We start from the raw sequence: 11345 nt of genomic DNA, 5'->3' as shown, positions 1-11345 counted from the left end.
CCGGCCGTTAACCCACGGTCCGCCGCGGGTGAACGTACGGGCAAAAGCGTGCTCGGGTATGCTTGCTGCATGCGAGTCGAGCCCACCGACATCGAAGCCCTGTTCGACGCCATTCCGGACGTGCTGTTCTTCATGAAGGACCGCCAGGGCCGCTACACCCACGTCAACCAGACCATGCTGCGGCGGCTGGGCCTGCGTGCGCGCAAGGATGTCATCGGCCGCACCGCCGCCGAGATCTACCCCACCGGCCTGAGCGCGGACTACGTGGACCAGGACGCGCGCGTGCTGTCCGGTGAAGTGATCGAGAACCTGATGGAACTGCACCTGTTCGCCAACCGCGAGCCGGGCTGGTGCCTGACCTGCAAGCGCCCGCTGCTGGTGGATGGCAGCATCCAGGGGCTGATCGGTATTTCCCGCGACCTGGGCCAGAAGGACAGCCTGGGCAGCCAGTACGAGCAGCTGCGCCTGGCCCTGGCCCACCTCAACGCGCACTACGCCGAAAACGTGCGCATGCAGACCCTGCTGGACATCACTGGTTTCTCGCTGTCCAAGCTCGAGCGCAGCTTCCGCAAGGTGTTCCAGATGACCCCGCAGCAGGTGCTGACCCGCCTGCGCATCCAGATGGCCATGCACCTGCTGCACGGGGATGACAGCATCGCCTGCATCGGCCAGGCCTGCGGCTTCAGCGACCAGAGTGCGTTTACCCGCAAGTTCAAGGCTGAAACCGGTTTCTCGCCACGCGCCTACCGGGCCCGTATCGGGGAGAACGTCGGCGCCGTTCTGGCCGAGGCCATGCTGCCCTGAGCGGTCTGCTGCACTGTGCCTATCCCCCTGGGTGGGGGACAATGTAAGGTGACGCCCCTGTAGCCGCCGCCAGTCCTGCCGATGCCCGCCAGCCCCGTTCCGTCCGCTTCGCCTTCCCGCCTTGGCCACTCGCTCAAGCCGCGCCAGCTGATCATGATGGGCCTGGGCAGCGCGATCGGCGCCGGCCTGTTCCTCGGCTCCGGCGTGGGTGTGCAGGCGGCCGGCCCGGCCGTGCTGGTGTCCTATCTGGTGGCCGGCGCGCTGGTGATCATCGTGATGAACGCCCTGGGCGAAATGGCGGCAGCCAAGCCCACCAGCGGCGCGTTCTCGGTGTACGCCGCCGATGCCATGGGCGCCACGGCCGGGGCCACCGTGGGCTGGCTGTGGTGGGTGCAGCTGGTCATCGTCATCGCCGCCGAAGCGGTGGGCGCGGCCGGTCTGCTGGCCACGGTCTGGCCGGTGATACCGGTGCCGATGGCGGCGCTGGCCTTCATGCTGTTCTTCACCGCGATCAACCTGCTCGGGGTGAAGAACTTCGGCGAGTTCGAATTCTGGTTCGCCATCCTCAAGGTGGCGGCGATCCTGGCCTTCATCGCCATCGGCATTGCCCTGCTGATGGGCTGGCTGCCGCAGGTGGCCTCGCCGGGATTGAGCAACTTCACCCAGCACGGCGGCTTCGCGCCCAAGGGCCTGGCCGGCATCGGCGCGGCGCTGCTGGTGGTGGTGTTCGCCTTTGGTGGTACCGAGATCGTGGCGGTGGCGGCGGCCGAGACCGAAGACCCCGAGCGCAGCATCGCCCGTGCCATCCGCACCGTGGCCTGGCGCATCCTGGTGTTCTACATCGGCTCGCTCAGCGTGATCATCGCGGTGGTGCCGTGGACCAGCGAATCGCTGAAATCGCCGTTTGCCGCCGTGCTCGACGTGGCCAACATCCCGGGGGCGGCCACCGCCATCACGTTGATCGCGGTGATCGCGCTGCTGTCGGCGCTCAATGCCAACCTCTACGGTGCCTCGCGCATGATGTATTCGCTGGCGCAGCGCCGTGAGGCACCGGCCGTGCTGGGCTGGACCGATCCGCGCCAGGTGCCGGTGATCGCCGTGCTGGCCAGTGTGCTGTTCGGGTTTGCGGCCACCATCATGGAACTGCTGTTCCCGGACAAGGTGCTGCCGGTGCTGCTGAACATCGTCGGTTCCACCTGCCTGCTGGTGTGGACGCTGTCGCTGGTCTCGCAGCTGGTGCTGCGCCGCCGGGCCGACCGCCTGGGCACCCGCCTGCCGTTCCGCATGGCCGGCTTCCCGTGGCTGACCGTGTGTGCGCTGGGCATCCTGGCGCTGATCTTCGGCCTGCTGCTGAGCGAGGCGCATACGCGCCTGCAGTTCCTGTCGATGGTGGCGCTGACCGCGGCCATCGCCGCCGGCAGTGCCATCGCCCGGCGCATGCGCGAAGCCTGATCCTGTAGAGCCGACCCTACGGTCGGCTGCGGTTCGCGCAGACGTCAGCCGAGCATGGGCTCGGCTCTACAGAAGGCATACATCCGCCGTGCCATCCTGATCGCGTGGGCCGTTGCCCGCCCGTCGAACAGGAGTACCGCATGCTGCGCAGTCGCCCGTTCCTGATGTTCACCGGCCAGGCCGAGGCCGCCATGGCCCTGTACGCCGAGGCCTTTGCCGACTTCCGTCTACTGGGCCTGCAACGCCACCCCGAGGGCGCCGGCGCTGGCGTGCCCGGTCAGGTGCGCCAGGCCATCTTCCTGCTGGGTGGCACGCACTATCTGTGCTTTGACAGCCTGGACGTGCACGACTTCACCTTCAGCCCGTCGATCTCGCTGTTCGTCGAATGCGCCGGCGGCGAGCAGTTCGATCGCGCGGCACGTGTGCTGGGCGAGGGCGGGCACTGGCTGATGCCGGTGGGTGATTACGATTTCAGCAACCGCTACGGCTGGGTGCAGGACCGGTTCGGCGTGTCGTGGCAGTTGAGCCTGGGACAGATGCCCGACCCGTGATCGGCTTGTTGTGGGTGTGGACCTTGGTCCACACGCCCTTCAACGAACGGCCCGCTTGCGCGGGCCGTTTGTCGTGAAGCAGTCGAGCAAGCTCGACTCTACTTACGCCTCGACTTCATCATCCTTGTAGGCATCGACCGGGATGCAGGCGCACATCACGTTCTTGTCGCCGTACACGTTGTCGACGCGGGCCACCGGCGGCCAGTACTTCTGCAGCTTCAGGCTGGGCAGCGGGAAGGCCGCCAGCTCACGCGGGTAGGCGTGGGTCCACTCGCTGGCGGTCACCGCCGTCGCGGTGTGCGGGGCGTTCTTCAGCGGGTTGTCCTCGCGGTCCAGGCGGCCGTCTTCGATCGCGCGGATTTCCTCGCGGATCTGGATCATCGCGTCGATGAAGCGGTCCAGTTCGTGCAGCGATTCACTCTCGGTCGGTTCGACCATCAGCGTGCCGGCCACCGGGAAGCTCAGGGTGGGGGCATGGAAGCCGAAGTCGATCAGGCGCTTGGCCACGTCCTCGGCGCCGATGCCGCTGGTCTTCTCCAGCGGGCGCACGTCGAGGATGCACTCGTGTGCCACCAGGCCGTTGCGGCCGGTGTACAGGGTCTTGAAGTGCGGCGCCAGGCGCTTGGCGATGTAGTTGGCGTTGAGCTGGGCCACCTGGGTGGCCTTGCGCAGGCCTTCGCTGCCCATCATGGCGATGTACATCCAGCTGATCGGCAGGATCGAGGCGCTGCCGAAGCTGGCCGCGCTGACCATGCCGACCGGGCCGTTGTCACCCAGCTTGCCCGGCAGGAACGGGGCCAGGTGTTCCTTGACCGCACACGGGCCGACGCCCGGGCCGCCGCCGCCGTGCGGGATGCAGAAGGTCTTGTGCAGGTTCAGGTGGGAAACGTCCGAACCCCACTTGCCCGGCTTGGCCACGCCGACCAGGGCGTTCATGTTGGCGCCGTCGGTATACACCTGGCCACCGTGCTGGTGGATGATCTCGCAGATCTCGACCACTTCCTCCTCGAACACGCCGTGCGTGGACGGGTAGGTGATCATGATCGCGGCCAGGCGGTCGCTGTACTTCTCGGCGTTGACGCGGATGTCTTCGACATCGACGTTGCCGTTCGCATCGGTCTTGGTCACCACGACCTTCATGCCGCACATCTGTGCCGAAGCCGGGTTGGTGCCGTGCGCCGAATCCGGAATCAGGCAGATGTCACGGTGGCCTTCGCCGCGCGAGCGGTGGTAGGCGCGGATCGCCAGCAGGCCGGCGTACTCACCCTGCGCACCGGAGTTCGGCTGCAGGCTGACCGCATCGTAGCCGGTGCATTCGACCAGCATCGCTTCCAGCGTCTCGATCAGTTCCTTGTAGCCCAGCGCCTGGTCGGCCGGCACCAGCGGATGGATCTGCGAGAACTCCGGCCAGGTCACCGGGATCATCTCGGCGGTGGCGTTGAGCTTCATGGTGCACGAGCCCAGCGGGATCATCGTGCGGTCCATCGCCAGGTCCTTGTCGGCCAGCGAACGCAGGTAGCGCAGCAGCTCGTGCTCGCTGTGGTGGGTGTTGAACACCGGGTGGGTCAGGAACGCGGACTGGCGCAGCAGGGCAGCCGGCAGTTCGTCGGTGGTGCTGGCATCGAGCGCATCCACATCGGCCTGCGCACCGAACACGGCGGCCAAGGCGACGATGTCGGCGCGGGTGGCGGTCTCGTCCAGGCTGATGCCGACCGAGTCGCTGTCGATCGCGCGCAGGTTGTAGCCGGCGGCGCGGGCCTTGGCGTGGATCTCATCGGCGTGCACGCCGGTGATGTGCAGGGTGTCGAAGAAGTCGCCACCGACCTGCACGCCGGCGCTGCGCAGCGATGCGGCCAGGATCGAAGCCAGTCGGTGGGTACGGCGGGCGATGCGGGCCAGGCCTTCCGGACCGTGGTAGACGGCGTACATCGAGGCCATCACCGCCAGCAGCACCTGCGCGGTGCAGATGTTGGAGGTGGCCTTCTCGCGGCGGATGTGCTGCTCGCGGGTCTGCAGGGTCAGGCGGTAGGCCGGCTTGCCTTCGGCATCGATGGAGACGCCGATCAGGCGGCCCGGCATCGAGCGCTTGTAGGCATCACGGCAGGCCATGAACGCCGCGTGCGGGCCGCCGAAACCGAACGGTACGCCGAAGCGCTGGCTGTTGCCGACCACGATGTCCGCGCCCCATTCGCCCGGGGCGGCCAGCAGGGTCAGGGCCAGCAGGTCGGTGGCCACGGCCACCAGGCCGCCGCGTGCGTGCACGGCATCGACCAGCGCCTTGTAGTCGCCGACCTGGCCGAAGGTGTCCGGGTACTGCAGCAGCAGGCCGAAGGCCTCCGCTTCCAGTGCTTCGGCCGGGGTGCCCACGCGCAGCACGATGCCCATGGGCTCGGCGCGGGTGCGCAGCAGTTCCAGCGTCTGCGGGTGCACGGCGTCGTGCACGAAGAAGGTGTCCGACTTCGACTTGGCCGAACGCTTGGCCAGGGTCATCGCTTCGGCCGCGGCGGTGGCTTCGTCCAGCAGCGAGGCGTTGGCGATCTCCATGCCGGTCAGGTCGGCGCACAGGGTCTGGAAGTTGATCAGCGCTTCCATGCGGCCCTGCGAGATTTCCGCCTGGTACGGGGTGTAGGCGGTGTACCAGGCCGGGTTTTCCAGGATGTTGCGCAGGATCACGTTCGGCGTGTGGGTACCGTAGTAGCCCTGGCCGATGAAGCTGCGCAGCACCGTGTTCTTGTCGGCGATCGCGCGGATCTTCGCCAGCGCCTGCACTTCGGTCATCGATTCCGGCAGCGCCAGCGGTGCGGGCGACTTGATCCTGGCCGGCACGATGGCATCGGTCATCGCATCCAGCGTGGCGTGGCCAACGACGTCGAGCATCTGCGCGATCTCGGCATCGTTGGGGCCGATGTGGCGCTCGACGAACGCGGAATGATGCTCAAGCTCACGCAGGGAGGGGGTGTTCTGGGACATGGCGAAGGATCCGTCAGGAAAGGGCACACGCACGGGCACAAGCCGCCGGTTGGCGGTCTGCGGGGCGCCCCTCTGTCCTTTTGCCTGAGAGTTTAAAAGCGCGGCTGGCCGCAGCTTCGTGCCCCTTCGGCGCCGGATCGAACCGGTCTCTCCAGAGTTCTGTTACGGGTGGTATCGGGCCTGAGCGATTACGGGCGTTGCGCCTTCGGCAGCGGTGTTCCGCTTCTCCCACCATGTTGCACGGCGATTATAGCCGGTTGCCGCGGCTGAACGCGGCCCGGAAGGCGGGGGCAGGGCGCCTGCGGGCCTGAACGGCCGATGGCCCGGCCATGCGTTCTGTGCAGCCCTCCATGGCATCGGCCGCAATCCGGGCCTATCATGGCCGGATTCTCGTATTCATCTGGCGCCGTCCCTGCTGCAGGGGATCGGCGCCCGCCGTGCGTGCCGCGCATGGCCCTGCCGGACGCTTTGCCGATGACCGCCGCTGTTGCCCCTTCCACCCGACGCATGGCCCTGCTGCTCGCAGGCCTGGCCATGTTCGGCCCGTTCTCGATCGACACCATCTTCCCGGCCTTCCCGCAGCTGGCCCAGCGCCTGGCAGTGGACGAAGTGGCCGTGCAGCAGACCATCAGCGTCTACCTGCTGTTCTATGCGCTGATGAGCCTGGCGCACGGGCCGCTGTCCGATGCCTGGGGCCGCAAGCGGGTGATCCTGGGCGGCCTGGTGGTGTTCATCGGTGCCTCGGTGGGCTGCGCGCTGTCCACCGACCTGACCACGCTGCTGGTGTTCCGCGCGCTGCAGGGCCTGTCGGCCGGCGTCGGCATGATCGTCGGCCGCGCGGTCATCCGCGATCTGTACCACGGCCACGATGCGCAGCGACTGATGAGCCAGGTGTCGATGCTGTTCGGCATCGCCCCGGCCATCGCGCCCATCATCGGTGGCTGGATCCTGCTCAGTGGTGCCGGCTGGCCGCTGATCTTCTGGTTCCTGGTGGCGTTCTCGCTGCTGCTGCTGGTCTGTACCGTGCGCTTCATGCCTGAAACCCACCCGGTGGCCGCGCGCGTGCCGCTGTCGCCGCGCGGCCTGCTGCGTGACTACCTGCGCATCGGCTTCAATCCGCGTTTCCTGCGCCTGGCCCTGGCCGGCAGCATCAACTTCGGCGGCATCTTCCTGTACATCGCCTCGGCGCCGGTGTTCGTCATGCAGCACCTGCACCTGGGCGAAGGTGGCTTCGCCTGGTTGTTCATCCCCACCATCGGCGGCATGACCACCGGTTCGTTCCTGTCCGGGCGCATGGCCGGGCGCACCACGCCCACCCGCCAGATCGGCATCGGTTTCACCCTGTGCGCGCTGTCGGTGCTGCTCAATCTGGGCTACGTGAGCCTGGCGCCGCAGTTCGCTCTGCCGTGGGCGGTGCTGCCGATCTTCCTCGGCGGCATGGGCATGGCGCTGATCTTCCCGATTCTGGCGCTGGCGGTGCTGGACATGTACCCGCACCAGCGCGGCCTGGCGTCCTCGCTGCAGGCCTTCATCCAGCTGATGGTCAGCACCGTGGTGGCTGGCGTGGTGTCGCCGCTGCTCAGTGCCAGCCCGCTGCACCTGGCCCTGGGCCAGGCCGCCTTCTTCGCCGGTGGCTTCGTGTTCTGGTACTGGGAACACCGCTGCGAACGCGCAGTGCAGGCAGTGGCCACGGGCCATTGAGCAGCGCGCAGGGGCAGGGCGCTGCAGCGGCGCCCAACCTCTTGCGTCAGTGACCACGCGGGCTAGGCTGGGGATTCCAGCCAGCTGCTGCACGGGTGCATGACGGCCAGCCGATCCAAAGCCGTCGCGAGGTACCCCCATGGCTGCGCAGCAGACCTACCGCCTGTTCGAGGTGGCGCTGAAGGAGCGCCGCGTCCTTTCCCCCTCCCTGCACCGCCTGGTGTTCACCGGCGCCGACGTGGCGCGGATGAAGACCGAGGGCCCGGACCAGCGGATCAAGGTGTTTTTCCCCTTGCCCGGCCAGGATGCCCCGCAGGTTCCCAGCGGCGAGGACTGGTACGCCCGCTACCGCGCCCTGGCGGATGACCAGCGTCCGCCGATGCGCACTTACACCATCCGCCAGCTGCGCGCCGCACAGGGCGAGGTCGACGTGGATTTCGTCCTGCATGGCGAGACCGGCCCGGCTTCGCGCTGGGCCGTGCACGCACAGCCGGGCGACCGCGTGGTGCTGCTGGCACCGGACGCCGACTGTGCCGAGAGCAGCCAGGGCTGGGAATGGAAGCCTCCGGCCGGGGTGGGGCAGGTGCTGCTGGTGGCCGATGAGACCGCGCTGCCAGCGCTCGCGGGCATCCTCGAGGAACTGGCCGGCCAGGTCGCCCCGCCGCGCGTGCTGGCGCTGCTGGAGGTGGCCGACGCGGACAGTGCCATCGCCCTGGAGGCGCCGCCCAGCGCCGAACTGGTGTGGTTGCCGCGCGGCGCTGCCGGTCATGGGCAGGCACTGGTGGAGGCCGTGCATGCGCGGCTGGCGGCTTCACCGGTCGCCGCCGGCGAGGCGCTGGACGAGATCGATGTGGACGCGCAGATCCTGTGGGAGCTGGCCGACAGCAACGGCGCCGGGCCGTTCTACGCCTGGGTGGCTGGCGAGGCAGGCGCGGTGATGGCGGTTCGTCGCCACCTGGTCCGCGATTGCGGGCTGGACCGCCGCGCGCTCACCTTCATGGGCTACTGGCGGCAGGGCCGGGTGCTGGACTGAGCGTGCGGGGTTTCCCCCGTGAAACGGCGCCACTGCCGGGGTGCGCTATCCTTGCGCCCCCTCGTAGCGGTATCGCCCCCCATGTCCACCACCTCCAAGACCCGTCGCGACCAGCGCCGCCGCCAGGAAGAGAAGGCCGCCAACAAGGCCGCCGCCCAGGCATCGCCGGTCGAACCGCATGCCGAACTGCGCGATGCGCAGCGCACGCTGCTGGCGGGCGTGGTGCGCCGTGATGGCGAATGGGTGCTGGGCATGGATGGCCGCATTGCCGGCCACAGCGAGAGTGCCGCGCAGGTGCTGGCGCTGATCATGCAGGCCGGTGAACTGCACGAGCGCAAGGGCACGCCGGTGCGCCTGGTGTATTCGGACGCGCTGCGCGATGCCGCGCAGGCCGAGGCCAAGGAGAAGGGCCAGACCTTCGAGGAATACAAGGCGGAACTGGCTGCTGCGATGGCGGCAAAGAAGAACAGCTGACGCCCCCGCCTTTTGTAGAGTCGAGCCAGGCTCGACTGCATTCCAATCCAGCCGGGCATGGCTCGGCTCTACAACGTGGGAAAGGGGCGGATCCTTGCGGATCCGCCCCTTTTCTCATTTTGCTGCCGGTGCCGCGTTGGCCTGCCAGCCGCACATCTGGCCCTGGTTCTGCTGCTTCAGCCACTCGTTGACCGGGCTGAAGTATTCGATCATCGGGCCGGCATCGAGCTTGTCACTGCCGGTCAGTTCCTTCAGCGTGGCCTGCCACGGCTGGCTGGCGCCCTTGCTCAGCATCGCCCAGTACTTCTGCCCGGCTTCCTTGTTGCCGTAGAAGGTGCACTCATGCAGCGGGCCCTTGTAGCCGGCCGCATCGCACAGGCCCTTGTAGAACTGGAACTGCAGGATGCGCGCCAGGAAATAGCGGGTGTAGGGGGTGTTGCCCGGCACGTGGTACTTCGCGCCCGGATCGAAGAACTCCTCGCCACGGGTACTGGCCGGGGCCACGCCCTGGTACCTGGCCTTCAGGTCCCACCAGGCCTTGTTGTAGTTGTCCGGGGTGATCGACCCATCGAACACGCCCCAGCGCCAGCGGTCGATCATCAGCCCGAACGGCAGAAACGACACGCCCGACAGGGCCATGCGCATCTGGTTGTTGATGACCGCCTCGCGGCTCTCGGTCGGCGCGTCCACCAGGCCGATCGAGCTGAGGTACTTGGGGGTCATCGCCAGCACGATGGTGTCGCCGATCGCTTCGTGGAAGCCATCGTTGGCACCGCCCTGGAACAGCGGCGGCAGCGGGTTGTAGGCCAGGTCGTAATACAGGTGGCCCAGCTCGTGGTAGATGGTGGTGAAGTTTTCTTCGTTCGGCTTGATGCACATCTTGGTGCGCACGTCGCCTTCCATGTTCATGTCCCAGGCACTGGCGTGGCAGACCACGTCGCGGTCATCGGGCTTGATGAACTGGGTGCGTTCCCAGTACGACTGCGGCAGCGATGGCATGCCCAGCGATACGTAGAAATCCTGCGCGCGCTCGGTCATCTGCCTGGCGGTGCGCAGTTCGGCCTCGCGCTGGGCCTTGTACTGCGCCGCCACGTTGGCATCCTTGCCGGCCTTGGCCAGCGCCGCGCTCAGGTTGGCCTGGTACTGCTTTTCCAGCGCTGCGGTGATGTCCAGGCTGCCGGCACCCGGGTACGGTTCCAGCTGGTCCCACAGGTTGGACCAGTCCTGCTGCCACATGTTGCCCAGCAGGTGCGCGGCGATCAGGCCGTTGCCCACTTCGGCCTTGTCCTTGCCGTAGGTCGTGTCCAGCTTGCCGCGCGCGTAGCAGTGCAGCTGCTCGTACATCGGCTTGACCTGTTCCCACAGGCGGTCGGTTTCCGGCCCGATCTGCTCAGGTGGCATGTCGTAGCCGCTGCGCCACATCTGCCCGGCATCGGTGAAGCCCATGCCCTTGGCGCCTTCATTGACCAGGCTGACGAACTGCTGGTAGTCGCCGCGCATGCTCTTGGTCGTGCTGTGCCAGCCCTGCCAGGCATCGAGCTGCGCGTCGTAGTCGCGGCTGCGCGCCAGCACCTGTTCCAGCTCGCCGAGCTGGCGGCAGGAGTTGGGATCGTTGGCATCGGTGCAGTACTTGCCTGCGCCGTAGCTGCCTTCCATGCGGGTGGCGATCTGGGTCAGCTGGGCCAGCTTGGCCGGATCGCGCGGCGCCGGCATCGAGGACATCAGCTTCAGCAGGTGGATGGCGCGCTTGCTGTCCTCGCTCATCGGCTGGCCTTCGAACTTGCCGGCCTGTTCGATCCAGCTGTTGAGCTGGGTCAGCGAGCGCTCGTTGGCCTTGGCGGCGATGCGTTCGGAATCGCTGTTGATGTAGGTGGAGGACAGCCACTGGGCCGAGGTCATCTCCGGGTAGGCGGCCTTGAATTCGGCGTTGATGCGGGCGACGAACTGGTCGGCGGTCTCGCCGGCGGGCGCGCTGGCGGTGGCGGCCTCGGTGCCGGGCGAAGGTTCCTTCTTGCAGGCGACCAGGGCCAGCGTGGCGGCGGCGATAGCCGAGGCCAGCAGGAGATGGCGGTGAGTCACGGGCGGTCCTTGGGTGGTGAACGACGGCCGAAGGCTAGTGGGCGCGCGTGCCTACCGCAAGTGGGGAAGGTTGGTGGGGTTCGGCAGGGCTGCGCCCTGCACCTGCAGAGGCCCTCAAGCAACGGCAACGTCAAAGGCCTGCATTCCGTGGGATGGCGGGGCACTGTGGGTTTGCGGGGACGCCGTAAACCCGTCCATGGGGGCTTGGTCGCCGCATCCATGCGGCTCACACCCCGCAAACCCACAGTGCCCCGCCTTCGACAGGTTCACGCGGCTGTTGG

Annotated in this window: 8 protein-coding genes and 1 riboswitch; of the genes, 6 read left to right on the top strand and 2 right to left on the bottom strand. The window is 67.7% G+C overall.

The features are described from left to right. The first annotated feature begins 69 nt into the window (after positions 1-69). From VER16_RS10420 to VER16_RS10410, 3 genes are all read left to right on the top strand, one after another. Positions 70-804 carry an AraC family transcriptional regulator gene (locus VER16_RS10420; protein ID WP_324807853.1) on the top strand — a complete coding sequence of 245 codons (735 nt, stop codon included), beginning with the start codon at positions 70-72 and terminating at the stop codon, positions 802-804. Between the two features lie 81 nt (positions 805-885). After that, positions 886-2256, top strand: a complete 1371-nt coding sequence (locus tag VER16_RS10415; protein WP_414716041.1) for an amino acid permease — start codon at positions 886-888, stop codon at positions 2254-2256. A gap of 140 nt (positions 2257-2396) precedes the next feature. Further along, positions 2397-2807: a VOC family protein gene (locus VER16_RS10410; protein ID WP_324807851.1), complete on the top strand. Its 411-nt coding sequence runs from the start codon at positions 2397-2399 to the stop codon at positions 2805-2807. A gap of 102 nt (positions 2808-2909) precedes the next feature. Here VER16_RS10410 and gcvP read toward each other — a convergent pair whose 3' ends face one another. Further along, positions 2910-5777 (bottom strand): aminomethyl-transferring glycine dehydrogenase, encoded by a 2868-nt coding sequence (gene gcvP / locus VER16_RS10405; RefSeq protein WP_324807849.1) that lies wholly within the window; start codon positions 5775-5777, stop codon positions 2910-2912. Positions 5778-5839: 62 nt separating this feature from the next. Beyond that, positions 5840-5942, bottom strand: a riboswitch (glycine riboswitch). 309 nt (positions 5943-6251) lie between these two features. Between gcvP and VER16_RS10400 the strand changes: the two genes are divergently transcribed. The 3 genes from VER16_RS10400 to VER16_RS10390 all read left to right on the top strand — a co-directional run bounded on the left by VER16_RS10400 (position 6252) and on the right by VER16_RS10390 (position 8985). Further along, positions 6252-7478 carry a multidrug effflux MFS transporter gene (locus VER16_RS10400; protein WP_324807847.1) on the top strand — a complete coding sequence of 409 codons (1227 nt, stop codon included), beginning with the start codon at positions 6252-6254 and terminating at the stop codon, positions 7476-7478. Positions 7479-7617: 139 nt separating this feature from the next. Continuing rightward, on the top strand, positions 7618-8511 hold the full coding sequence (locus tag VER16_RS10395) for a siderophore-interacting protein (RefSeq protein ID WP_324807845.1): 894 nt from the start codon (positions 7618-7620) through the stop codon (positions 8509-8511). Positions 8512-8592: 81 nt separating this feature from the next. Further along, the gene (locus VER16_RS10390) at positions 8593-8985 is read left to right on the top strand and encodes a hypothetical protein (RefSeq protein ID WP_108769609.1); all 393 of its coding nucleotides are present in this window, start codon (positions 8593-8595) and stop codon (positions 8983-8985) included. A 114-nt stretch (positions 8986-9099) separates the two neighbouring features. Here VER16_RS10390 and VER16_RS10385 read toward each other — a convergent pair whose 3' ends face one another. Then, entirely contained in the window at positions 9100-11064 is a 1965-nt protein-coding gene (locus VER16_RS10385) for a M2 family metallopeptidase (protein WP_324807842.1), read from the bottom strand. Between the last annotated feature and the right edge of the window lie 281 nt (positions 11065-11345).

It is taken from the genome of Stenotrophomonas sp. (assembly GCF_035634915.1).
Lineage (GTDB): Bacteria > Pseudomonadota > Gammaproteobacteria > Xanthomonadales > Xanthomonadaceae > Stenotrophomonas.
The sequence above is the reverse complement of the archived record's forward strand: the minus strand, read 5'-3'. Positions and strand labels throughout refer to the sequence as shown.

Bases quoted from the DNA above. Each gene is read 5' to 3' on its own strand.
- VER16_RS10420 (WP_324807853.1), top strand. From the start codon at position 70: ATGCGAGTCGAGCCCACCGACATCGAAGCCCTGTTCGACGCCATTCCG.
- VER16_RS10415 (WP_414716041.1), top strand. From the start codon at position 886: ATGCCCGCCAGCCCCGTTCCGTCCGCTTCGCCTTCCCGCCTTGGCCAC.
- VER16_RS10410 (WP_324807851.1), top strand. From the start codon at position 2,397: ATGCTGCGCAGTCGCCCGTTCCTGATGTTCACCGGCCAGGCCGAGGCC.
- gcvP (WP_324807849.1), bottom strand. From the start codon at position 5,777: ATGTCCCAGAACACCCCCTCCCTGCGTGAGCTTGAGCATCATTCCGCG.
- VER16_RS10400 (WP_324807847.1), top strand. From the start codon at position 6,252: ATGACCGCCGCTGTTGCCCCTTCCACCCGACGCATGGCCCTGCTGCTC.
- VER16_RS10395 (WP_324807845.1), top strand. From the start codon at position 7,618: ATGGCTGCGCAGCAGACCTACCGCCTGTTCGAGGTGGCGCTGAAGGAG.
- VER16_RS10390 (WP_108769609.1), top strand. From the start codon at position 8,593: ATGTCCACCACCTCCAAGACCCGTCGCGACCAGCGCCGCCGCCAGGAA.